Source organism: Mycobacterium paraterrae, assembly GCF_022430545.2.
Taxonomy (GTDB): Bacteria; Actinomycetota; Actinomycetes; order Mycobacteriales; family Mycobacteriaceae; genus Mycobacterium; species Mycobacterium paraterrae.
This window is the reverse complement of the sequence record NZ_CP092488.2, coordinates 2,330,612-2,352,911: the sequence shown is the minus strand read 5'-3', so window position 1 is coordinate 2,352,911 and position 22,300 is coordinate 2,330,612. Positions and strand designations below refer to the sequence as shown.

The 22,300-nt window shown below is 67.0% G+C and carries 25 protein-coding genes; 6 read left to right on the top strand and 19 right to left on the bottom strand.

The window, feature by feature from the left end:
- Positions 1-55: 55 nt before the first annotated feature.
- The 9 genes from MKK62_RS11275 to MKK62_RS11235 form a co-directional block, all read right to left on the bottom strand.
- Positions 56-949 (bottom strand): alpha/beta hydrolase, encoded by an 894-nt coding sequence (locus MKK62_RS11275; RefSeq protein WP_240260996.1) that lies wholly within the window; start codon positions 947-949, stop codon positions 56-58.
- Positions 946-2,394 (bottom strand): flavin-containing monooxygenase, encoded by a 1,449-nt coding sequence (locus tag MKK62_RS11270; RefSeq protein ID WP_240260997.1) that lies wholly within the window; start codon positions 2,392-2,394, stop codon positions 946-948. Before MKK62_RS11270 ends, MKK62_RS11275 begins: the two co-directional genes overlap by 4 nt.
- Positions 2,391-3,101, bottom strand: a complete 711-nt coding sequence (locus MKK62_RS11265; protein ID WP_240260998.1) for an SDR family NAD(P)-dependent oxidoreductase — start codon at positions 3,099-3,101, stop codon at positions 2,391-2,393. Before MKK62_RS11265 ends, MKK62_RS11270 begins: the two co-directional genes overlap by 4 nt.
- Entirely contained in the window at positions 3,098-3,847 is a 750-nt protein-coding gene (locus tag MKK62_RS11260) for an HpcH/HpaI aldolase family protein (RefSeq protein ID WP_240260999.1), read from the bottom strand. Before MKK62_RS11260 ends, MKK62_RS11265 begins: the two co-directional genes overlap by 4 nt.
- Complete coding sequence (locus tag MKK62_RS11255) at positions 3,844-4,815, bottom strand: zinc-binding dehydrogenase (protein WP_240261000.1); 972 nt, start codon at positions 4,813-4,815, stop codon at positions 3,844-3,846. Before MKK62_RS11255 ends, MKK62_RS11260 begins: the two co-directional genes overlap by 4 nt.
- A 1-nt stretch (position 4,816) precedes the next feature.
- Entirely contained in the window at positions 4,817-6,031 is a 1,215-nt protein-coding gene (locus MKK62_RS11250) for a cytochrome P450 (RefSeq protein WP_240261001.1), read from the bottom strand.
- Positions 6,028-6,732, bottom strand: coding sequence for an NIPSNAP family protein (locus tag MKK62_RS11245; protein ID WP_240261002.1), 705 nt, complete (start codon positions 6,730-6,732; stop codon positions 6,028-6,030). Before MKK62_RS11245 ends, MKK62_RS11250 begins: the two co-directional genes overlap by 4 nt.
- On the bottom strand, positions 6,732-7,280 hold the full coding sequence (locus MKK62_RS11240) for a hypothetical protein (protein WP_240261003.1): 549 nt from the start codon (positions 7,278-7,280) through the stop codon (positions 6,732-6,734). Before MKK62_RS11240 ends, MKK62_RS11245 begins: the two co-directional genes overlap by 1 nt.
- Before the next feature lie 78 nt (positions 7,281-7,358).
- A complete protein-coding gene (locus MKK62_RS11235) occupies positions 7,359-8,528 on the bottom strand; it encodes a CaiB/BaiF CoA transferase family protein (RefSeq protein WP_240261004.1) in 1,170 nt (389 codons plus the stop codon).
- Between the two features lie 103 nt (positions 8,529-8,631).
- Here MKK62_RS11235 and MKK62_RS11230 point away from each other — a divergent pair, with 103 nt between their 5' ends.
- Positions 8,632-9,312 carry a DUF427 domain-containing protein gene (locus MKK62_RS11230; protein ID WP_240261005.1) on the top strand — a complete coding sequence of 227 codons (681 nt, stop codon included), beginning with the start codon at positions 8,632-8,634 and terminating at the stop codon, positions 9,310-9,312.
- Here the strand turns inward: MKK62_RS11230 and MKK62_RS11225 are convergent.
- From MKK62_RS11225 to MKK62_RS11215, 3 genes are read right to left on the bottom strand one after another with little or no spacing between them, the layout of a single operon-like run.
- The gene (locus MKK62_RS11225) at positions 9,291-10,484 is read right to left on the bottom strand and encodes an acyl-CoA dehydrogenase family protein (RefSeq protein WP_240261006.1); all 1,194 of its coding nucleotides are present in this window, start codon (positions 10,482-10,484) and stop codon (positions 9,291-9,293) included. The genes MKK62_RS11230 and MKK62_RS11225 overlap by 22 nt on opposite strands.
- Before the next feature lie 5 nt (positions 10,485-10,489).
- Complete coding sequence (locus MKK62_RS11220) at positions 10,490-11,371, bottom strand: acyl-CoA thioesterase (RefSeq protein ID WP_240261007.1); 882 nt, start codon at positions 11,369-11,371, stop codon at positions 10,490-10,492.
- Positions 11,372-11,418: 47 nt separating this feature from the next.
- Positions 11,419-12,339 carry an LLM class F420-dependent oxidoreductase gene (locus MKK62_RS11215; RefSeq protein ID WP_240261008.1) on the bottom strand — a complete coding sequence of 307 codons (921 nt, stop codon included), beginning with the start codon at positions 12,337-12,339 and terminating at the stop codon, positions 11,419-11,421.
- Between the two features lie 117 nt (positions 12,340-12,456).
- Between MKK62_RS11215 and MKK62_RS11210 the strand changes: the two genes are divergently transcribed.
- Together MKK62_RS11210 and MKK62_RS11205 are read left to right on the top strand one after the other, a co-directional pair.
- Entirely contained in the window at positions 12,457-13,311 is an 855-nt protein-coding gene (locus MKK62_RS11210) for an SMP-30/gluconolactonase/LRE family protein (RefSeq protein WP_240261009.1), read from the top strand.
- Positions 13,308-14,123 carry a thioesterase family protein gene (locus MKK62_RS11205; protein WP_240261010.1) on the top strand — a complete coding sequence of 272 codons (816 nt, stop codon included), beginning with the start codon at positions 13,308-13,310 and terminating at the stop codon, positions 14,121-14,123. Before MKK62_RS11210 ends, MKK62_RS11205 begins: the two co-directional genes overlap by 4 nt.
- Before the next feature lie 13 nt (positions 14,124-14,136).
- Here MKK62_RS11205 and MKK62_RS11200 read toward each other — a convergent pair whose 3' ends face one another.
- Positions 14,137-14,763, bottom strand: coding sequence for an SDR family NAD(P)-dependent oxidoreductase (locus MKK62_RS11200; protein ID WP_240261011.1), 627 nt, complete (start codon positions 14,761-14,763; stop codon positions 14,137-14,139).
- Positions 14,764-14,869: 106 nt separating this feature from the next.
- On the opposite strand from MKK62_RS11200, the gene MKK62_RS11195 reads away from it, so the two are divergent.
- Positions 14,870-15,409 carry a TetR/AcrR family transcriptional regulator gene (locus tag MKK62_RS11195; protein ID WP_240261012.1) on the top strand — a complete coding sequence of 180 codons (540 nt, stop codon included), beginning with the start codon at positions 14,870-14,872 and terminating at the stop codon, positions 15,407-15,409.
- 6 nt (positions 15,410-15,415) lie between these two features.
- Here the strand turns inward: MKK62_RS11195 and MKK62_RS11190 are convergent, their stop codons facing one another.
- Positions 15,416-16,756 (bottom strand): FAD-binding oxidoreductase, encoded by a 1,341-nt coding sequence (locus MKK62_RS11190; RefSeq protein ID WP_240264203.1) that lies wholly within the window; start codon positions 16,754-16,756, stop codon positions 15,416-15,418.
- Positions 16,757-16,795: 39 nt separating this feature from the next.
- Between MKK62_RS11190 and MKK62_RS11185 the strand changes: the two genes are divergently transcribed.
- The gene (locus MKK62_RS11185) at positions 16,796-17,701 is read left to right on the top strand and encodes an alpha/beta hydrolase (protein WP_240261013.1); all 906 of its coding nucleotides are present in this window, start codon (positions 16,796-16,798) and stop codon (positions 17,699-17,701) included.
- On the opposite strand, the gene MKK62_RS11180 is transcribed toward MKK62_RS11185, so the two are convergent.
- Both MKK62_RS11180 and MKK62_RS11175 read right to left on the bottom strand, forming a co-directional pair.
- Positions 17,691-18,464, bottom strand: coding sequence for an SDR family oxidoreductase (locus MKK62_RS11180; protein ID WP_240261014.1), 774 nt, complete (start codon positions 18,462-18,464; stop codon positions 17,691-17,693). The genes MKK62_RS11185 and MKK62_RS11180 overlap by 11 nt on opposite strands.
- Entirely contained in the window at positions 18,461-19,108 is a 648-nt protein-coding gene (locus tag MKK62_RS11175; protein WP_240261015.1) for a TetR/AcrR family transcriptional regulator, read from the bottom strand. Before MKK62_RS11175 ends, MKK62_RS11180 begins: the two co-directional genes overlap by 4 nt.
- A gap of 143 nt (positions 19,109-19,251) precedes the next feature.
- Between MKK62_RS11175 and MKK62_RS11170 the strand changes: the two genes are divergently transcribed.
- Complete coding sequence (locus tag MKK62_RS11170; RefSeq protein WP_156751530.1) at positions 19,252-19,383, top strand: hypothetical protein; 132 nt, start codon at positions 19,252-19,254, stop codon at positions 19,381-19,383.
- Between the two features lie 15 nt (positions 19,384-19,398).
- On the opposite strand, the gene MKK62_RS11165 is transcribed toward MKK62_RS11170, so the two are convergent.
- Genes MKK62_RS11165 through MKK62_RS11155 form a run of 3 tightly spaced genes read right to left on the bottom strand, consistent with a single transcriptional unit; the run spans position 19,399 to position 22,259 of the window.
- Entirely contained in the window at positions 19,399-20,841 is a 1,443-nt protein-coding gene (locus MKK62_RS11165) for an NAD(P)(+) transhydrogenase (Re/Si-specific) subunit beta (RefSeq protein WP_240261016.1), read from the bottom strand.
- Positions 20,838-21,158 carry an NAD(P) transhydrogenase subunit alpha part 2 gene (locus MKK62_RS11160; RefSeq protein WP_240261017.1) on the bottom strand — a complete coding sequence of 107 codons (321 nt, stop codon included), beginning with the start codon at positions 21,156-21,158 and terminating at the stop codon, positions 20,838-20,840. Before MKK62_RS11160 ends, MKK62_RS11165 begins: the two co-directional genes overlap by 4 nt.
- Positions 21,159-22,259, bottom strand: coding sequence for a Re/Si-specific NAD(P)(+) transhydrogenase subunit alpha (locus MKK62_RS11155; protein ID WP_240261018.1), 1,101 nt, complete (start codon positions 22,257-22,259; stop codon positions 21,159-21,161).
- Positions 22,260-22,300 lie beyond the last annotated feature (41 nt).

The window sequence follows — 22,300 nt, the reverse complement described above, 5'->3', positions numbered from 1 at the left end:
GCGTCGCGGCACATCTGTTGGCCGCGGCGCCGCCGCCCGTTCGCAGTTGACTCCGCTATGCGCCGTGGAAAGCCCGCCGCAGCGCGCGCCCCTGCAATGCGAACAGGTGCTCGGACACCTCCCAGTCGGGCAGCACCGAGTCGAAGCCATGACAGGTGCCGGCGAACACGTGCAACTCGGTGGACACCCGGTCGTGCAGCAACCGCAACGCGTAGTCGAGCGCCTCGTCGCGCAGCGGATCGATGTCCGAGCAGGTGATGAATGCGCTTGGCAGGCCGCTCAATCGGTCACATCGAGCTGGCACCGAATCCGCCGACGCCGCAACGGACCCGAGATAGTACCGCCACATCTTCTCGGCTGCGGGCCCGTCGAACGCGGGCGTCTCGGTGAACTCGACCTTCGACCCGGTGTCCCGATCGTCGAGCACCGGTTGATGCAACATCTGAAACACCAACTTGTCGGCGAACCGCTGCGCCAGGCCCGCGGCCAGCGCGCCACCGGCGCTGCTGCCGGCCACCGCGACGCGCGACGTGTCGAGACCCAATTCGTCGGCGTTGGCGAACACCCAATCCAGCACCGTGATCGCATCGTCGAGGGCGGCGGGGTACGGATGCTCAGGTGCCAGCCGGTAATCCACCGAGACCACCGTGCAGTGTCCGCGCCGCGCCATCTCCACGCACTGCCGATGGTCGGTGTCGAGATTTCCGAGTACGAATGCGCCTGCATGGCAATAGATCACGGCTGGTGCGGGTGCCGGCGCACCGCGATAGATCCGCACGTCGACGCCGGATGCGGAGGCGTCGATGATCGATACGCCGATCGCGTCGACGGCATCGACCGCGGCGCGGCGGCGTTCGTCCAGCCCGGCACGGACCGGCCCGAGATTCGACAAGTCGGTGCGGGTGGTCGCCACCGCGCGAAGCGCCGGCTCGAGGCGCGGCTCCGTCACGCCGGCTCGAAGATGAAGTCGGCCTTCTTGAATCTCCGGGTCATTCCCCAGAATGTACGGGCGCTGCGCGGCCACTGCGTCACCACCCGGCCGTTGGCGGCGCGGAAGTAGTTGCTGCACTGGGTCGTCCACACGGTGCCCTGCATCCACTCGTCGATCTTGGCCACGAAGCGTTCCATTGCCTCGGGCCGCACCGCGACATAGCTTATGCGTTTGCGTCGCAGGTGACGCAGCGCGCGCACGATGTAGCGGGCCTGTGCCTCGAGTACGAAGATCACGCTGTTGGAACCGACATTGGTGTTGGGGCCGTACAGCATGAAGAAGTTTGGGAACCCGGGCACGGCCATCCCCAGATAGGCGTACGCGCCGTCACGCCACACGTCACGCAACGCGACCCCGTCCTCGCCGATGACGTCGATCTCGCCGAGGTAGTCGGCTGCCGCGTAGCCGGTAGCGCAGACCACCACGTCGACGTCACGCTCGGTACCGTCTTCAAGCACCAGTGATTGACGCCGCAGGAATTGCGCAGGGCTGCTCAGCACCTCGACGTTGGGCCGCGTCAGCGCGGCGAGGTAGTCCGACGAGAACACCAGCCGCTTGCAGCCCATCGGGTGAGTCGGCGTGAGCGCACGTCGTAACTCCTCATCGGATACCGAGGTCTCCAGTAGTCGATGGGCGATCGCGGTGAAGTCGTGGGTCTTCTCGCTCCCGTGTTCGATCACAGAGATGTTGGCCTCGCTGCGCAGCCACAACCGGGTGCGGTAGATCTTCTTCGCGAACGGCACATGCTCGAAAACCCAATGCTCCTTAGCGCTGTAGGGTCGGTCGGGCTTCGGCAGGATCCACGTGGGCGAGCGCTGCACCGAATAGACCCTCTCGGCGACCTTCACCAATTCGGGCACCACCTGTGCGGCCGTGGAGCCGGTGCCGAGAACGGCGACCCGCTTGCCGGCCAAGGAGACCGAGTGATCCCACCGCGACGAGTGCATCACCGTCCCGGTGAACGGCTCTTGCTCGACGAGGTTCGGCATCACCGGTTGAGTGAACAGCCCGACCGCGGAGACCACCACGTCGAACTCCTGCCGCTCCCCCGTCGCCGTGGTGAGCCGCCACTGGCGCGACTGCTGATCCCAATTCGCGGAACGGATTTCGGTGCCGAGCCGCAGATGCGGCTGGAGTCCCTGGTCGGCCACGCAACGTTCGAAGTAACGCAGGATCTCCTGTTGGCCCGACCACAGGCGCGACCAGTGCGGGTTCAGGTCGAAGGAGTATGAATACAGGTGTGACTTCACGTCGCACGCCAGGCCGGGGTAGGTGTTGATCCGCCAAGTTCCGCCGACCCCGTCTTCGCGGTCGAAGATAGTGAAGTCACGAAAACCAGCTCTGCGCAACAAGATTCCGAGCGCGATACCGCCGGGCCCGGCGCCGATGATACCGACCCTCATGAGATTTTGAGGCATTGGCCGCCGTCGATGACGAGCTCTGAACCGGTGATGAACGATGCCTGGTCCGATACCAGGAAGGCGACCGCATCTGCCACCTCGGACGGCTCACCGATCCGGCCGAAGGCCGCCGAGCTGGCTAGTCGCGCCTGGGTGTCGTCGTCGAGCATCGGCGTCGCGATGGGCCCGGGGAAGACGGCGTTGACGCGGATACCTGCGGTGGCGAGCTCACCCGCGGCGGCCTTGGTCAGGCCGCGCAACGCCCACTTCGCCGAGCCGTAGGCGATGTGGTTGGGAAAGGGTCGAATCGCCCCGGTGCTGCAGGTGTTGACGATCGCGGCGTGCTCGGCGGAACGCAGCTGCTCGAGCGCCGCCTGGATGCCCAGGAATGCGCCCAAACAGTTGACTCGCCAAGATTTTTCGAAGCCCTCGGCCGACTCTTCGGCGATCGAGGCCCGGTGCAGGATGCCGGCGTTGTTGATCAGGGTGGTCAGCGACCCGAAGCGGTCGACGGTCGCGGCGACGGCTTCCCGCCAGGCCGACTCCGAGGTGACGTCGAGCGGAATGCCGATCAGCCCGTCGTCACCCGATGTGTCGACGGGAGTGATGTCGCAAGCGGCCACCGAAACGCCGTCGGCGCGCAGCCGTTGGGCGATGGCCCAGCCCTGCCCGCGCGCGGCTCCGGTGACCAGCGCAACGCGTCCGGTCATTGCCCGCCCTTCGCTTCGTCGAGATCCGCGGCGGCACCGCGCCGCAGCGCCTGCGATTCCGCGGCCAGGGTGATCATCTGAAATCCCAATTGCGCCATGGCGTAGCCGACCTTCCCGTTGCCGGCGTGGACGGCGGGCACCAGACCGGCGGCGGAGGCCGCGTCGTGGATACGGCTGATCGCCGCGAGCACGTCCGGGTTAGCGGTGGCCTTGGCCACCTCGACACCCATCGAGATCGCGAGGTCCGCGGGTCCGACGTAGATGCCGGTCAGTCCCGGCACAGCGCAGATCGCCTCGACATCGGCCAGGGCTGCGGTGGTTTCGACCATCGCGAACACGCTGACCCGGGCTTCGAGCGCGGCGGTGTCGGTCCCGAGTGCGGCCCGTAGCGGACCGAAGCTGCGCGAGCCGGTGGGCGGATAGCGCGTGGCCGCTACCGCCGCGGCGGCCTGATCAGCCGACTCGATCATCGCGACGATGATGGCGTCGGCCCCGGCATCGAGCACCCGCCCGATAGGCGCCGCCTCGGCTTTGGGCAGTCGGACCGCGGTGGCGATCGGGATGTGCTCGAGGCGGCGCAGCATGGTCGCGATGTCGGCATCGTCGAGGTAGCCGTGCTGGGCGTCGAAGCCGACGTAGTCGTAACCGGAGCGGGCGAATTCCTCCGGCCCGATTGCGGTCGGCCCGGTGATCCAGCCGCCCCACACGGGACCGCCCGCCGCGAGTGCCTTGGCGAAGGCGTTCATGAGGCCACGATCGCGATCTTGCCGCGGTCGGATACGGGACGGCTCGCCAACTCGAAAGCACCTTGAACGTCGTCGACCCCGAAGGTGTGGGTGAGATATTTCGCCAGCAGGCCGGGATGCTCGGCGGCGAACTTGTTTGCCAGTTCCAGCATTCGCGGCCGGTCCAGCGCGACACCGGATTTCAGCGTCAGGTTGCGACGCAGCATGGTGCGCATGCTGATGGGGTAGCTGTCGTCGTCGGGGACCCCGAAGTAGAACACTGTGCCGCCGGGCGCAGTGGCCTCGATGGCATGGTTGAGGGTGGCCACCTGGTGACCGACAGTCTCGATCACGACATCCGGCCGGTCGGCGGGTTGGAGGTGGCTGACCCACCGGTCGCTGGTGGCCCGCACGTAGGTGTCGGTGCCGAACTGAGTGGCGATGGCGGCTCGGTCGACAGGGTCGACGCCCGTAACCCACTTTGCGCCAGCCGCTTTGGCCGCACACGAGAACAGCAACCCGATCGAGCCCTGCCCGATCACGCCGACGTGGCTCCCGGCGAGGTCGGGCAGTTGCTCGATGGCGTACAGCACGCAGGCCAGCGGTTGCAGCCCGATCGCCTGCCCGGGGCTCAGCGTCGGGTCGTAGGACACCACTTGGTCGCCGTCGGTGACGACGCGCTCCATCAGGCCGTCGAACCCGGATGCCCAACCCACGACCCGGTCGCCGGCCTGGTGCGAGCGGTGCCGGCTGGCGATCACTTCACCGGCGATCTCGTGGACGGGAAAGCCGTCTTTTTCGGCGCCGCTGCGGCCGTGGTCACCCGGCAGCAGGCCGCGGACACCGCGAAAGGCGGGCATGTCACTGCCGCAGACGCCGGCCGCCAGGAACTGCAGTAGCACTTGGCCGTCGGTGAGACAGTCGGCGGTCTTCTCGGGAATCGAGGTCCGCTCGAATTGATAGGGCGCGACGATCCGGTACGACCACATCTCACACCTCCACCGGCAGCCGGCTCCAACCCCATTGAAAGCTCGACGGTGGTCGGTGCGCCGACTCTTCGATGATGCGGAAGTCTGGCACCCGACGCAGCCATTCTTCGATCATCACCGCGATTTCCAGTCGGGCCACGTGGAAACCCAGACAGAAGTGCTGTCCGCGACCGAAGGCCAGCGCCCGCTTGATGCGGCGATTCCAGACGAACGAGTCGGGATCTTCGTATTCACGTTCGTCCCGGTTCGCCGAGGCGAGCAGCGTGATGATCCGCTGCCCCGGCTCGATGGTGGTGTCGCGTATCGCGAACGGCTTGCGGGCTGTTCGGGCGAACCACTGCGCGGGCGCGCAGTACCGGATCATCTCCTCTCTCGCGACGGGAACGTTGGCGTGCGGGTCGGCCTTGACCGCGGCGAGTTGGTCTGGGTGACGCAGTAATTCCCACAGCCCTTGGGCCACGATCTTCGGTACTGTCTCGGTGCCACCGATGAACACACAGAGCATCTGGGTGGCGACTTCGATGTCATCGAGCGCGCTGTCGTCAGGCAGGCGGTAGCCCAGCAACCCGTCCACCACCGGCAGCGCGCCATCATCGGGGTTCGCCCGACGGCGGCGCACCGACGGGAGCAGGTAGTCGAGGTAGCCGGGCCTCGCCTGCGCCGTATCAACACCTTTGCTCTCTTGCGGCAAGCTGCCCGCGTTGACGGTTTCGAGCACCTCGGTCGCCAATTCAACTGGTATACCGAGGAATTCGCACACCATTGCGGCCGCTACCACCCCACCGTAGTCCTGGGTGAGGTCGAAGGTGCCGCGCGGCAGCAGCTCGTCGAGCCGCTCGTTGGCCAATTCGCGGATCCTGGCTTCAAGTTGTGCGGCCGCCCGCGGACGGAAGGATCTGCTGTGCGACTGGCGCACACCGTCGTAAATCGGCGCGTCGAACACCGCGTGAAACGGCAAGGGGTGCAACGGCGGGTCGGCGACCGGTCCGTCGTTGTGGCGGGCGAGCACGGTGGCGGGCGGCAACGTTCCCTCTGACGCGACGAATGTTCCGTCGTTGAGTGCCAGCACATCCCAGATGTCGTCGAACCGTGACAATGCGAACGTGTCCCACTTCGGCAGGTAGTACACCGGGTGCTCGTCACGCAGAACCCGGTAGTACGGCAGCGGGTCGGCCATTACCGCCGGGTCGAACGGGTCATAGGAAAATTCGGTCATTGCAGCGGTGAAGGTGGCAGCGCCTGCAGGATCGAGTCTTCCCAGCCGTCGCGCAGCGCCGGAGCCACGCTCATCCAGGTGACGATCTCGGCCGGCGGGCTGTCCTTCCAGGACGGGTAGTGGTTGGCGAAGCATTCCCAGCCGCCTTCGAGCGCCCAGTAGTGGATCACCTCGTTGAAGCGGAAGGTGGTGGTAAACGATCCCAGCCAGTGCTTGCCGGTGCTCTCCGACCAGGGCACGTAGAGCCGCTCCAATTCTCGGATGTAGTCGTCCTGGCGGCCGGGCTTGGTCTGCATGATCTCCTGAATCACCAGTCCTGCATCGAAATTCGCGTCGTTGAGCTGGGCGAGCGTCTTGTTGCTCGGGCCTGGGTACATGATCCGACCCTCGCCCGATGCGCCGATGCTGGAGAGGAACGCCACCCACTCTTGCGCCGCGCCGTGGTGGCTACCGCCGGGTGCTTGGGCCGCGCCGATCCGCGCATAGTCGGCGAACGCATCGATCTCCCAGATGACCGTCACCTGCGGCCAGTGCCCGTTGTAGGGCGTGCACTCCCACAGCGCGAACAGTCGCGCGCCCAACTCCTGCATCATCGGCTGGTAGGTGTCGGTGAAGACCTGGGTGACCTGCTCGCTCGAACCCGATCCCAGCGCGATCGTCTCGTGCAGATACAGCAGGGTGTGGCTGTGGTATTTACGCATCAGCCAACCGGGATCAGTTCCGAATCGACTGGTAGAGAAGCTTTCATGTCGCTACGAAGCGTCTCGGTAGGGCCGACCACACCGGCGATGCCGGCCGCTTCCAGCGCATGACGCTTGAAGGCACGCGCCGCTCCGGTGAGCGTGTGCCGCACTGTGGTGGTCCGGTGCCCGACGTTGAGCGGCCAATCGTCTTGCCACAGCGTCACTTCGGTCATCCAGCGGTCGAGTGCGACGAACACTTCCCGTCGAATCGCCACGTTGCGGGCGAACATGTCGGCGCTGACCGCCAGGCCGCGCGCCGCGCAGTCGCTGCGGGCCGACAGCATGTGCGGCTCGAGTTCGACGGCCCGCATGCCGAGGATGTGCAGCGGCCGATGATCACATCGCTGCGCCAACAGCACCTGGACGTCCCAGCCGGCGCGCACGCGATCGTAGAGCCAGCCGCCGATCGAGGTGACCACGTCGGCGGCGCTGGAGCCGACGACGTCGAGCCGATACGCGACCTCTCCGTCGCGGCTGTGCGGATGCCGATTCTCCGAGGTGTTCATCGCATCCCTTCACGCGTCGTCGATGACCCGGCCGACCCAGCGTGACACTTTTAGGTGAATCTGTAAAGTCCGACTCGGTCAGTCTCCTCGTTGCGCCTCGAGTTCGGCCAGGACCTCGTCGGTGTGCTGACCGAGTTTCGGCGCGCAGGACCGCGGCGACCACGGCGTGCCGTGGAAGTCGGCCGGTGTCGCGACCATGGGTACGGCTGCTCGCCCATCGGGCACGTCGACCATGCCACCGGCGGCATGGAACTGCTCGTCGGCGATGACGTCCTCGATGGTGTTGACGGGCGACCAGAAGAAGTCCGGTTCACCGGCGAAGATCTGTGCCCACTCGTCGAGCGTCTTGGTGGCGAATATCTGGTCCAACTCGGCGATCAGCTCGACGGCGTTGACGGCACGGGATCGCGCATCGGTGAACCGCGGGTCGTCCAGCCAGTCGGTTCTGTCGACGGCACGGCACAGCGGCGGCCAGTGCCGGTCGACCTCGAGCCCGACGATCCAGAACCGCCGCCGGTCCGCGGTGGCGTAGTTGTTCATGCACGGGTTGAACATCGTCTCGCGTTGACCGATCGCGATCGGCTGGCCCGACATCAGATACGTGTTCAGGTCGAAGCTGACGGTGTAGGCGCCCTGGCGGTAGAGCGACGTGCTGACCAGCTGACCGTTTCCGGTTCGGCCCCGCGACACCAGCGCCGCGCAGACCGCGGCGGCCAGCGTCATACCGGCGGAGTGATCGCCCATCCCGCCGCGCTGGAACGGCGGCGTCTGCCCGGGCCGGGTGAGCAGGTGCGCCAACCCTCCGCGCGCCCAGAACGCGGCGACGTCGTAGGCGGCCCGGTCGGCGTCCGGGCCGGATTCGCCGTAGCCGGTGATCAGCCCGTACACCAGCCGTGGATGGTCGGCGGCCAGCGACTCGTAGTCCAGGCCCAGGCGCCGCAACGCGCCGGGCCGCACATTGGTGACGAAAACGTCTGCGCGGGAGGTCAATTCGAGCGCGGTGCGGCGTCCGTCGTCGGTCGTGAGATCGACGACCACGCTGCGCTTGGACCGGTTGTCCATCTCGAACGGCGGGCTGACGTCGACGTCGAGGCCGAGCATCCGGCCGAACATCCGGGCCGGGTCGCCGGTGGGCGGTTCGATCTTGACGACGTCGGCGCCCCAGTCGGCGAGGATGCCGCCGGTCGCGGGCCCGGCCACCCAGACGCCGAGTTCCACGACAGTGATGCCTTCCATCGGTCCGGCCATCGATGCCCGTCCTCTCGTCGACTCCGCTACAGCACGATAGGCACCCCGGCGATTCACGTCAGCCGAGTACCGTCGAATATCGAATCGACATGAGGAGGGCCGTGTGAGCCTGGTAGCCGGACGCGGTCCGCTCGGGGCCGATCCCAGCGGCTGGTTTTTTCCGACACTGCCCGACGACCTGGTGTTCGTCGAGCCTCACCCTCGTCGCGTCCAGGCGGTCCGCGACGGCGACACGGTGATCGACACCGAGCGGGCGTTGTTGGTGCATCGACGAAATCACCCGCTTCGCTACGCGTTTCCGGCCGACGAGGTGACCGGCCTGCCCAGCGAGCCGGTCGCGGAGGCTCCCGGATTCGTGCACGTGCCATGGGACGCCGTCGACTCCTGGACCGAGGAGGGACGCACGCTGGTGCACTACCCACCCAATCCCTACCACCGCGTCGACTGCCGGCCCACCACCCGTCGGCTGCGCGTCGAGGTGGACGGCAAGACGCTGGTGGACACCGACGCCACGACGATCCTGTTCGAGACCTCCGTCGAGCCGCGGCTCTACGTCGACCCCGCGCTTGTGCGCACCGAGCTTCTGCTGCAATCGAATACGTCGACGTACTGCAACTACAAAGGGTGGGCCACCTACTGGTCCGTCGCCGATGTCGAAGACGTCGGGTGGAGTTATCTCGATCCGCCGGCGGAGAGCCAGCCGATCAAGGGATTCATCAGCTTCGACGCGAGCCGGGTGACCGTTTTCGCCGAGTTGCCGGGTCACGCCCTCGGCGGCGAATAGTTCGGTCGTCCGAGTCCCAGCGCATGCTGGGCGATCATGTTGCGGAACACCTCGAGGGTGCCACCGTAGATACCGACGGGCGAGGCCAGCCGGAAGATGTATTCGGCACCGCCGTTGTCGGCTCTGTCTGCGGCCCCCTCGGTCTCGACGGGCAGCGCTGACGCCGTGCCGAGGATGTCCATCAGGTCCGGTGCGACGTCGCGCATCGTCTGGGCGTTGGCCACCCGGCCGAACATTCCCGGCGTACCCAGCGCCGCCTCGGTGCGAGCGACGCTGCGGCCCAACCGATATGCCACCGACGCGTCGTCGATCAGTCGGCGCCCGTCGGGCCGCTCCCGCGAAACCAGCGCCGCGATCTCGTCGATCGCCTCGGCCATCAGCGTCAGATGCTCGCTCATCACCGCCATGCGCTGCAGGCCGTCGTCGTCTTTTTCGGCGGTGCCGTGCTCCTCGTCGAGCGCACCCCGCAGCACGCCCCAGCCGCCGTTGACCGGACCGATTCGGTAGCGGTCGTCGACCCGCACGTCGCTGTAGAACACGATGTTGGTGCGGTCGCCGTCGACGGTCCGGATCGGTTGGATGTCGACGCCGGCGGTGTCCAGCGGAACCAGAAACATGGTCAGGTTCTTGTGTTTTGGGCCGTCCGGGTCGGTGTTGGTCAGCAAAAACACGTATTTCGCGTTGTGCGCGTTGGACGTGAACATCTTGGAGCCGTTTATCACCCAGCCGTCGCCGTCGCGGATCGCCCGGGTCTTACAGGTCGCCACGTCCGAACCACCCTCGGGTTCGGTGTAGCCCAGGCACAACCGGGTCTCGCCGGACAGCACGCCGGGCAGCACCTCCTCGGTGAGCTCCGGCGGCCCGAAGTCGCGCATCATCCTGGCCACCACGGCCGTCGTGCCCCAGTGGAACCAGGGCGTGTGGGCCCGCCCGATCTCCAGATCCCAGATGCGTCGCCGCAGCGCACCGAAGCCGCCGTCGGCTTCGTCGTGGAAGTCGGCGGCCAGATAACCCTCGGCGCCCAACGCGAGATGGACGCCCTCGTCGAAGTTTTCCCCGGTCTCACGATCGCGGCGGATCACCTCGTCGGTGACGATCTCAGCCAAGAACTTCCGCAGCCGATTCCGGAACTCCTCGTCTTCGGCCGACAGCTCGACGCGCGAGAAATCCATGAACGTTACAGGCGCGCTTCGGTTTTGATCGCGGCGTCGGCTGCTCGCAGCGGGCGGATCAACGCATCCTGGGTGAACGAGGCGATCAACTCCCCCTCCTCGGTGTGCACCGTGCCGCGGACGTAGGACATGCCGGCACCGACTTGGGTGCTCTCGTGGCTGTAAAGCAGCCAACCGGTCCACGTCACCGGCTCGTGGAAGCTGACCGACACCGTCATCGGCGCGGTCGACACGGTCAGGTGTGACTGGGCGGTGCCGATGCCCTCGTGTGCTCGCATCGTCGTCGAAATGCCAAGGTGGCCAGTGAAATACGCGACCAGCGCTTTGGCCAGGTCGTCGCGGTTGGGGATTGGATCGTAATGCAGCCAGGCGTACAGCTCTGGCGGCCCGACCTCGTCGGGGTTGTTCACGTCGACCACGTCGACCAGCCGAACCTCTCGGCCGGCCATCGGCATCCCGCCGTCGTTGGCGTCGCGCGGAGCGGTTACCCCGGGCTTGGGCAGGTGGTGGCGGATGACGTCGCCGGACGGCACGTCGAGCAGCGCGGTCACCGTGATCGCCCGGCGGTCGTTCTGGGAGACTGCGACCACCGCGGTCGCCGTCGAGCGGCCCTCCGCGACGACGTCGATGTCGATGTCGATTGGCGGCCCGACCAGCACGGCACGGGCGAACACCGCATGCACCGAGCGCACCGACTTCTCCGGGAACCGCTTGGCGACAGCGACGATCACCTGCGCAAGCACTTGGGTGCCCTCCACTACCTGGCGTTCGTCCGCTGCCGCGATGCCGGTGTCGGCGGTGAACCGGCCATCGTCCAGCGGCCGTGCGTCGAACAAGTCGAGGAGGCCGGCGACCGACCAGTGCGTCTGCTCAGAGTCTGTTGTCACTCTGCGAGAATGACATTCTCGTCAAAACTTGTAAAGCCTGCGCGGCATCATGCAGCCTCGATGACCTGGGTCTTGAACCGGTCGATCACCTCGAGGGCGTGGGGCAGGCTGTCGCCGGGAAGGCCGACCTGCGTCCACGTGACCCCGAGTTTGGCCAGGCGGTCGAGCGCGGTCAAGTAGGCGTCGGCGTTGAAATCGTCGTCGGACGGACTGCCACCCTCGAAGTTGCCGAACACGATGTCGACTCCCTCGGGGTCGCGCCCGGCCTCGTCGAGTCGACGGCGCAGATCGTCGATGCCGTCGGCCAGCGCCTTCACGGAGTCCAGCGCCGCGGTCCGCGCAGTCTGCGCCAACGCCGGTGGCGCGGCGAACGGGCACCAGCCGTCGCCCTTGCCCGCGACCCGCCGCCGCGCGGCCCCGGTGTTGCCCCCGATCCAGATCGGTGGATGCGGGTCGCTCACCGGTCGCGGGTGCGCGGTGATGCCCTTGGCGCTGAAGTGCCTGCCCTCGAAGCTGACGTCGTCACCGGTCCAGATCGCCTTGATCACGTCGAGTGATTCGTCGAACAACGCCGCCCGTTCCTCGAAATCGACTCCGAGAGCCGCGAATTCGCGCTTGAGATAGCCGACCCCGACGGCCAGGGTGAACCTGCCGTCGGAAAGCAGATCCAGCGTGGCCCCAGACTTGGCCACTACGAAGGGGTTTCGGTACGGCAGCACGACGATGTTGGGGATCAGCCGCAGGGTGGTGGTGCGCGCGGCGGCGAAGCCCATCGCCACGAACGGGTCCAGGGCGTCGTGGCCGCCGGCCTCGAGCCAGCGTTGCGTCGGAGCGGGATGGTCGGTGAACCCGAAGCCGTGAATGCCGGCGGCTTCGGCGGCCGCGGCCACCGTGGCGATGCCCTCTCCTCTGACCAACTCGGGGTTGTAGGGATGGCTGTGCATCGGGTGGGTGATGGTGAACTTCATCTGCCGCCTTCCTTTGCTGGCCGCCCGGAAAGTTACCGCGTGACATTCGTACGATAATCTGTAAAGCCACTCGAGCAAGGCGCCGGTCGAATTCGCCGGTGCGAAGGAGCGACGACCTTGGGCACGACAGCGACCGCCGGGGAGCTGACACCGCTGGCTCCGCTGGCCGCGGGGTTTTGCTTCGGCGAAGGCCCGCGCTGGTTCGAGGGGCTGCTGTGGTTCTCCGACATGCTGGGCGAGGCGGTGCACACCGTCACCGTGGGCGGGGCGACGACCACGCTGCCACTGCCCGGGCATGCCCCCTCGGGCCTGGGGTTCCGGCCGGACGGCACGCTGCTGATCGTGTCGACCAGACGCCGCACGCTGCTGGCCTACGACGGCGAAACAGTGGCCACGGTAGCCGATTTGAGCGCGCTGGCCCCAGCCGACCTCGGCGACATGGTCGTCGACAGCCAAGGCCGGGCCTACATCGGATCACAGGCCCGCGAGGGCGGGGTCATCCTGCGCGTCGACCCCGACGACACCGCCCACGTCGTCGCGACCGACCTGGAGTTTCCCAACGGCATGGCCATCACTCCCGACGGGACGCTGATCGTCGCCGAGTCGATCGGTCGACGGTTGACCGCCTACCGCATCGACGCCGACGGCGGTCTGTCCGACCGACGCGTCTTCGCCGACGGTCTCGACGGGCCACCGGACGGCATCTGCCTCGACGCCGAGGGCGGCGTGTGGACGGCGATGACGCTGGCGCACCAGTTCGAGCGCATCGAAGGCCAGCGCGGTGTAGGGCGCGTGACGCACCGCGTCGACATCGGCGACCGCGCGGCCATCGCGTGCATGCTCGGCGGTGCGGCAGGCCGGACCCTGTTCATGCTGTCGAGCAGCGACGCCTACCCGGAGCGGTTGGTGGGCACGCAGCTGTCCCGAGTCGACACGGTGATCGTCGACACTCCCGGCGTCGGTGGGCGATGACCGACTGCTACTACCAGCTGGTCGACGCTGCCGACCCGATCGGCGAAAAGTTTTCCGCCACCGACTTGGTCCGCAGCACATGGACCGCGCAGATCCAGCACGCGGCGCCGGTGTCGGCGCTGCTGGTTCGCGCGCTGCAGCGCTGCGCTGCCCGCGACGACTCTCGGCTCAGCCGGGTCGCCGTCGACCTGCTCGGTCCGGTACCCGCCGACGGCGATATGTGGGTCCGCTCGAAAATCCAACGCCCGGGCAAGCAGATCGAGTTGCTCAGCGCCGAGATGTTGGCGATGGGCCCGGACGGCCAGCCACGACCAACCGCCCGGGCCACCGGTTGGCGGCTGCAGCAACTCGACACCACTGACGTCGTGCACGCGGCCGCGCCGCTGCCCGCCCCGCTGTCCACTGCGCGCAGCCGCGACCTGGCCAAGAATTTCGACCGCAACTACGTGCACAGCCTGGACTGGCGCTGGCTGACCACGCCGCTCAGCGACGGGCCGGGCGAGTCGTGGATCAAGCCGACGGTCAACCTGGTCGACGGCGAGACGATGACGCCGTTGGAGCGATTGTTCGCGGTCGCCGACTGCGCCAATGGGATTGGCTCGAAGATCGACATCACTCAGTGGACCTTCCTGAACAACGACCTCGTCGTGCATGTGCACCGGATTCCCGACGGCGAATGGGTCGGCATCCGAGCCGAGACCAGTTACGGCCCGGACGGAATCGGGACCACGGTCGGCGCCCTGTTCGACGAGACCGGGGCGGTGGGCAGCATTCAGCAGTCGGTGTTGGTGCGACGGCGGCCGCGCGCTTAGCGCGAAAGTGCTACTAGCGACGCATCTCTCGAGAGACCTCGTCGGTGACGGCACTCTCGCGGCGCGACGGGATGACGTCGACGACGCTCAGATGCATGCCCGACGAGACGATGGTCGAGGCGATCAAACGGCCGGCGTCGTCGGCCGGCACCGCGCCGGTCGAGCGGACAATCGACGCCCGCACGCCGGTGCCGACGAACTCGGCATCCAGTCCACGGATCCAGGCGTCGAGCATCCGGTCCGCCCCGGCCGGCGACGCCCCGCTCAATTCCGGGCTAAGCAGCACCACGTCACCACGCCCGTTGTCGATCATCGGCGAAACCAGTTGTGTCACAAGGTGTTGCGCGCCAACCCAGGACCGCTCGGCGACTCCGGCGCTGCTGATCAGCGCGTCCACGTCGCCGATCAGGTAATCGACGGATTCCAAAAAGTCGTCGATGGATAGCGGATCGGCCAGGTCCAGGTGAGCGGCGAACACCGACGCGCCGGCCGAGCGCAGCCGAGCGGCCAGGTCCTCGCCGGCCTCCGGTCGCGGGCTGCCCATCAGCACGGAGTGGCCGCCGGCCGCCAGCCGCGATGCGGTGGCGTAAGCGACCGGCGACGAGGCTTCGGTGATCACCACCGCTCTGGCGCGGCTCACCGCGGCGACCCGTTTTGGGGGGTTTGCCCGGTTAAGCTGGCCAGGGAACATGGCAGTGGCACGAAAACAGCGTGACACTCACGGCTTATTTTGTAAAGTTACGGGTATGGAGCAGACGTCGACCATCGAGGGTGACACCTCGACGCAGCAGCGGATCCTCGCGGCGACCGCTGAGGTCCTCAGTCGCAACGGCAAACGCAAGCTCAGCCTGTCCGACGTCGCGGTCCAGGCCGGGGTGTCACGCCCGACGCTCTACCGCTGGTTCGCCTCCAAAGAAGAGTTGCTTTTGGCGTTCTCCAAGTACGAGCGGGTGACGTTCGAAACCGGCTTGAGCCAGGCGACGGCCGGGCTCAGGGGTGCCGAGAAACTCGATGCGGCGTTGCGCTTCATCGTCGACTACCAGCACTCCTACACCGGGGTGCGGATGGTCGACATCGAACCCGAGCACGTCATCGGGCAATTCGCCGGCGTCATCCCGCAGATGCGCGAGGGCCTGCAACGGCTGATCCCGGGCCCCAACGCCGCGGTAAAGGCGGCCACCGCGATCCGAGTAGCGTTCTCGCATTACATGATTCGTAGTGACGATACCGACGATTTTCTGGCCCAGCTGCGGCACGCCGTCGGCATCAAGGCTTCCGCTGACTAGTCCTGACTAGTCGAACAGCACCGCCGCGTTGAGGTAGCCGGTCGGATCGAACGCGGCCTTCACCGTGCGCATCGCCGCGACGTCTGCCTCGCCGCGAGACATGCCGAGGTATCGCCGTTTCCGGCTGCCCACCCCGTGCTCGGAACTCACGTTGCCGCCGCAGTCGGCGATCAAGTCCATCATCGCGGCGTAGAGGTCCTGCTCCTGAGCGGCGCTGCAGCGCAGCACGTTCAGATGCAGGTTGCCCTCGCCGATATGCCCGAACAACACCTCGACGGCGTCAGGCGCATACCGCTGCACCAATTTCGCCGCTTCGTCGGCGAATCGGGCGATCGCGGGCAGCGGCAGCGACACGTCGAACTTCAGCGGCGGCCCGAATACGCCGACGACTTCGGCCAGCGATTCGCGGACTCGCCAAAGGCGTTGTTGCGCAGCATTATCGATGCCCACTGCGGGCTCGGTCGAGGCAGGCACGCGGTCCAGTGCGTCGGCTAAACGCTCGGTCTGGTCGAAATCGGATGCCAGCTCGACCAGCAACAGCCAGCGACCGTCGACCGGCGGCGGCGCACCAAGATGCTCGTCGGCCAGCGCGGCGGCCCGCCCGTCGACCAACTCCAGCGCCGCGATTCCGTCCAGGTCGCGGAACAACCGACCGGCGTCGACCAACGGGCCGAGCTCGTCGAAACCGCAGACCGCCGTCACGCGATGCGTCGGCGCGGAATGCAGGCGAAGGTCGAGCGCGGTGATCACGCCGAGTGTTCCTTCGGCGCCGACGAACAGCGACGGCAGGTCGTAGCCGGTGTTGTCGGCCCGCACCCGCGAATGCCGTCGCAGCACCGATCCGTCGGGCAGCGCGACGTCCATGCCGATGACCTGGCTGCCCATGTTGCCGTAGCGCACCGTGCGCAGGCCGCCGGCGTTGGTCGACGCCATTCCGCCCACGGTCGCCGTGTCGCGGGCGGCGAGGTCGACGCCGAACACGAGGCCGGCCGCGGCGGCGGCGCTCTGTACCGCGCTCAGCACGGCGCCGGCTCCGGCCTCGACGCGGCGCTCGACCTTGTCGACTTCGCCTACCTGGCAAAGCCTTTCGGTGGACAGCAAGACATCGTCATGCTCGGGCACGGTTCCAGCGACCAAGGACGTCCGGCCGCCCTGGATCGTCACGTGGGTTGCGGTGTCGCGGCACAGGCGCAGCACCGCGGCGACTTCCTCGGACGATCCCGGCCGCACCAGCACGGTGGCGCGGCCGCGGTATCGGCCCGTCCAGTCCGCGCTGCGCCCGGCGAGCACGTCGGGATCGGTGCTGACGTATTTCGGCCCCACCAGCGACGCCAGTTGCTGCAGCACGTCTAGGGTCATGGCGCCGGTTTACCACACTGATGCAGGATGACTGTCATGCAACGTGAGGATGTGCGGTTCAACTCGGGCGGCGACCGGATCAGCGCATGGCTGTACCGGCCGGACGGTACCGGTGACACACCGCTCCTGGTGATGGCGCACGGGCTCGGCGGGGTGCGCAGCATGCGCTTGGACGCCTACGCCGAGCGCTTCGCCGCGGCCGGCTACGCCTGCCTGGTATTCGATTACCGCAACTTCGGCGACAGCGAGGGCGCGCCTCGTCAAGTGCTCGACATCCGTATGCAGCTGCAGGATTGGACGGTTGCCACCGCATTCGCCCGTACCCTGCCGGGTATCGATCCGAGCCGAATCGGTTTGTGGGGAACGTCGTTCAGCGGCGGTCACGTGATCGCCACGGCGGCCCGGATTCCGGGAATCGCGGCGGTGGTGTCGCAGTGCCCGTTCACCGACAGCGTGGCGTCGCTGGCGGCAGTGAATCCGTTGGTGAGCGCCCGTCTTACCGCGTTGGCCGTCCGTGACATCGTCGCTTCCCGGTTCGGCGGCAACCCGGTGATGGTCAAGACGGCCGGGCATCCCGGCGAAATCGCGCTGATGACAGCCCCGGACGCCTACCCCGGCTTCTTGAAGCTGGTGCCCGAGGGCGTCGAGCTGCGCAACGAGGTTGCCGCGCGCATCGGCGTGAAGCTGCTGCCCTACCGGCCGGGTCGGCTCGCAGCCAAGGTGCCCTGCCCCATCCTGTTCTGTATCTGTGAGAACGACACTGTCGCCCCGTCCGGACCGACCCGCCGCTACGCCGCCACCGCGCCGAAGGGCGAGATAAGGCTCTACCCGGAGGGGCACTTCGACATTTACGTCGGCGACGCGTTCGAGCGCGTAGTCGCCGACCAACTCGAATTCCTCAGCAGGGTGTTGCCTGCCACCGTCAGCGGATGACGGTCACCCCGCCGTCGACGGGAATCACCGCGCCGGTGATATAGCTGCTGGCCCGGCTGGCGAGGAACACCGCGATGCCGGCCATGTCGTCGGGCTGGCCGATCCGACCGAGCGGGAGGAACGAGCCGACCGCGTCCGAGCCGGCCCGCAGCAGTTCCTTGGTCATCCGGGATTCGAACAACCCGGGCGCGATCGCGTTCACCAAAATCTGCGGCGCCAACTCCCCGGCGAGGTGTTGGGTCAGCATGTGCACGGCGGCCTTGCTGGCGCTGTAGGAGAAGTTGTCCCGGCCCTTCCCGGGCGGCACGATCCCGTCGATGCTGCCGGTGTTGACGACGCGGGCCGGGTCGCCCTCGCTCGCGCCCGCGGTCAACAGCGGCACCAGCGCTCGGGTCAGCAGGAAGACGCCCTTGACGTTCACGTTCATCACCTTGTCGAACCCGGACTCGGGGAACTCGCCGAGCGGCGCTCCCCAGGCCGCGCCGGCGTTGTTGAACAGCGCGTGGATCTTGTCTTCCCGCCCGGCGAGGTCGGCGGCCAACGCGTCGACGCCGTCGGCCGTTCCGAGATCGGCGGGAATCGCGTGCACGGAACCAAGTGGCGACAGCTCCGCGACGGCGGCGTCCAGCTCGGCCTTCTTGCGGCTGGACAGATACACGCTCGCGCCGGCCTGCAGCAGACCGCGCGCGATCATCACCCCGATGCCGCGGCCACCGCCGGTGACGACGGCGACCTTGCCGTCGAGGCGAAACAGGTCGGTCACGGCGCGACGGCCTCCGAGCGTGGCGCGCCCAGCGGCTCCTGCACCCGGACCGCTTCGTCGCGAATCAACCCCCGCAGCAGCGCGGTGCTGAACTCGGCCGCGATCTCTTTGGCGCTACGCCGCCCGCTCGGCCGCAGCCACCGGTAGGCGCCCAGCGTCATCCCGATGTAGCCGAGCGCCACGACGTGGGAGTCGCACTCGAAGAACTCGCCGTCGGCGATGCCCCGGTCGATCAGGCCGTGCACGTGCTCGTAGACCTGGGTTTCTTTCTCGCGGACCGCCTCGACCTGCTCCTCGGTGAACCACTCGGTGATGTAGGGCTGCTCCTGGAAGTAGACGGCGGCGCCCTCGGGGTTGACGGCGATGTTGTCGAGCAGCCGCACGGTGTACTGGTAGAGCGCCTCGCGGGCGGACATCGTCGGGTCGTCGTGTACCGCGTCCAGGGTGCGTTCGGCGGCCTGTTGGTAGATGTCGTAAAGGATCAGCGACTTGCTCGCGTAGTAGTGGTAGACGGTGGCTTTGTTGAGGCCTACCACGTCGGCGACATCGTCCATCCGGGTGCCGTGATAGCCGCGGGCGGCGAACAGTTTGGTGGCAACGGTCAGGAGCTCCTCGCGGCGGGTGAGCCCGTTCTCGGATGGCATGATGTTCTCGCTTCAGCAGTCCGGGACAATCCCGGAGTCAATCAACTGGTGGGTAGTCTAGGCAACCCGTCGGTTCACTGTTGCGCGTTGTCCCGTAGGACTAGACTTTCAACGAACCGCTTATCGACTCGAGAGGTAGTCAGATGCAACCGGATCCCGATCCCAGCTACGACTTTTCCGACGAACTCGAGTTCTACTTCAAGTACCTGCCGTGGGGCTTGCGTGGTGTCACCGACGGCCAGGGCTACCCGCCGCCGGCGTACCCGCCGGTCTAAAGCGTCAGGCGCCGGTTACAGCGCCTTGAGTTCCTCGGCCACTTCGGTCACCGACTTCTTCGCATCCCCGAATAGCATCGACGTGTTGTCGCCGAAGAACAGCGGATTCTCGATACCGGCGTAGCCCGACGACATCGATCGCTTGAGCACGATCACCGAACGGGCCTCGTCGACATTGAGGATCGGCATGCCGTAGATCGGGCTGGACGAATCGTTGCGGGCCGCGGGGTTGGTGACGTCGTTGGCGCCGATGACGATCGCGACGTCGGTGCGGTTGAACTCACCGTTGATGTCGTCCATCTCTTTCATCGCGTCGTATTCGACGTCGGCCTCGGCCAGCAGCACGTTCATGTGACCGGGCATCCGGCCAGCCACCGGGTGGATGGCGTATTTGACTTCGACGCCCTTCTCCTCCAGCAGGGTGGCCATCTCCTTGACCGCGTGCTGGGCTTGGGCGACCGCCAACCCGTAGCCGGGCACCACGATCACCAGGTTGGCGTACGCCATTTGGATTGCCGCGTCCGCGGCCGAGGTGGCCTTGACCGTGCCCTGCTCGCCGGTCGCGCCACCGCCGGCGCCGCCGTCGCCGCCGAACGAGCCGAAAACGATCGCCGGGATCGAGCGGTTCATCGCGACCGCCATCAGGTTGGTCAGGATCGAACCCGATGCGCCGACGATCATGCCGGCGACGATCATCGCGGTGTTGTTCAGCGCCAAACCCGCTGCGGCAGCCGACAATCCGGTCATCGCGTTCAGCAGCGAGATCACCACCGGCATGTCGGCGCCACCGATCGGGAACACCACGAACAACCCCATCACGCCCGCAAACGCCAGCACCAGCAGGATCCACCAGACCGGCTGGCCCGGGTTCAGCCCGAGGTAGACCGCGACGCCGACCGCGCCGATCAGCAACAGGATGTTGGAGAGCTGGAACAGCTTGGCCGACGAAACCAGCCGCTTTTCAACGTTTTTCGGAATCGATTCCTGCAGCTTGAGGAACGCGACCAGCGAGCCCCAGAACGACACCGAGCCGATGATCGCCGCGAACAGCGAGCCGACCACCAGCGCGACGGTCGGCGTCTGGTCCGGCCGGAACACCGAGAAGCCCTTGGTAGAAATGAATTCCGACCACGCGATCAGGGCAACCGTGCCACCGCCGACGCCGTTGAACAGCGCTACCAGCTGCGGCATCGCCGTCATCTTGGTCTTCTTGGCCGGTGGCACACCCAGCACGACACCGATCGCCAAGCCGGCCGCGATCAGGATCCAGTTGATCGACGCGGTGTCGCGCACCTTGATCAGCGTCGCGATCACTGCGACGCCCATGCCGACGGCGGCGATCCAGTTGCCGCGCACCGCGGTCTTCGGCCCGGTCAGGCCGGACAGACCGTAGATGAACAGCGCGAACGCCGCGATATAGAGCACATCGACGGCGTAGTCGACGTTCTGAGCGCTCACTTCGCGGCCTCCCTATCCGCTGCGGGTTTGCGCGACTTGAACATGCCCAGCATCCGGTCGGTCACCAGGAACCCACCGATGACGTTCAGCGTGCCGAAGACCAAGGCGACGAACGCGATGGCACGCACGCCCCAGCTGGCGTCGGCCGGCAACTCACCGAGAACCAGCAGCGCACCCAGCACCACGATGCCGTGGATGGCGTTGGTGCCCGACATCAGCGGCGTGTGCAAGGTGTTGGGCACCTTGGAGATCACCGCAAACCCGACGAACCCGGCGAGCACCAGGATCGCCAGGTTGGCCAACAGTTGGTCGTACATCTAGGAGTCCTCTCCGGGCTGATCACGCGTCACGCAGGACCCCGCAACGACCTCGTCGGAGAAGTCCGGTGCCAGCTTGCCGTCGGTGAGTAACAGGTCGAGCAGCGCGGTGATGTTCTTGCTGTACAGCTCGCTGGCGTGCTCGGGCATGGTGGCCGGCAGGTTCAGTGGCGAGGCGATCGTGACGTCATAGCGGACGACCGTCTGTCCCGGCTCGGTCAGCTCGCAGTTACCGCCGGTCTCGCCGGCCAGGTCGACGACCACGCTGCCGGGCTTCATGGCCTCGACCGCGGCGGCGGTCACCAGCTTGGGGGCCGGGCGGCCCGGGACCAGCGCGGTGGTGATGACGACATCGAAACCGCTGATCGCTTTCTCGAGCGCCTTCTGCTGCTGGGCGCGCTCTTCTTCGGTGAGCTCGCGCGCGTAACCACCCTCACCTGCGGCGTCGATACCCACGTCGAGCCACTGAGCGCCCACCGAGCGGACCTGGTCAGCCACCTCGGGGCGCACGTCGTAGCCGGTGGTCTTGCCGCCAAGGCGCTTGGCCGTCGCCAACGCCTGCAGACCCGCCACACCGACACCGAGCACCAGCACCGTCGCGGGCTTCACGGTGCCCGCCGCGGTGGTCAGCATCGGGAAAAACCGGGTCGACTCCGAAGCGGCCAACAACACCGCCTTGTAGCCCGCAACGTTGCCCTGCGACGACAACGCGTCCATGGCCTGCGCCCGGGAGATGCGTGGGATCGCTTCCAGCGCGAACGCCTGCACACCGGCGGCCTTGAGCGCGCCGATGGAGTTCTCGGCGTTTCGGGGCGCCAGGAAACCGATCAGCGTCTGCCCGCTTTTGAGTTTGCTCACCTCGTCGGCGGTGGGCGGCGCGACCTTGACGACGATGTCGGCCGACCAGGCATCTCCGATGGTCGCTCCGGCGTCGGTGTAGAGCGCGTCGGGAAGCAGCGCCCGCTCACCGGCGCCGGCTTCCACGACCACCGACACACCACTCTTGACCAGCGGCGCAATAGCCTTCGGAACCAAGGCAACCCGTCGTTCGTCGACGCCCGACTCGGCCACCACGCCGACCGTCGTCTGCGTATCTGTCATTTCCTACTCTCCGTAAGTCGGCAACAACCCTAGCCTGAGGC